Here is a 231-nt window from a genome sequence, read left to right as displayed (position 1 = left end):
ATCAACCACCAGTTCCAGATCTTGGGGATTGCCAATTTCTAATAAGGGTAACCCTGCTTCTACATATTGTTCACTTTCTTGGTGAATGCGTAATACTTGACCTTCAGCAGGAGCATTAATATTAGTGCGTTGGGCGCGATTCGTTCGTTCTGCGAGTTGAGCTTTTAAACTCCGAATTTGTGCGTCATATACGCTGAGAAGATAGTCTGGATCTTGTTGTTCTGCTTCTAG

The 231-nt window shown here is 42.9% G+C and carries 1 protein-coding gene; it reads right to left on the bottom strand.

Annotated elements, in window-relative coordinates; translation table 11 throughout:
* On the bottom strand, window positions 1–231 hold a 231-nt coding region (locus R0J87_RS25235; RefSeq protein WP_498889763.1), incomplete at both ends, for a hypothetical protein.

The organism is Halomonas sp. SIMBA_159 (assembly GCF_046536035.1).
Classification (GTDB): Bacteria; Pseudomonadota; Gammaproteobacteria; order Pseudomonadales; family Halomonadaceae; genus Vreelandella; species Vreelandella venusta_A.
Note: the sequence above shows the minus strand (reverse complement) of the source record. Positions and strands in the feature narration are given on the sequence as shown.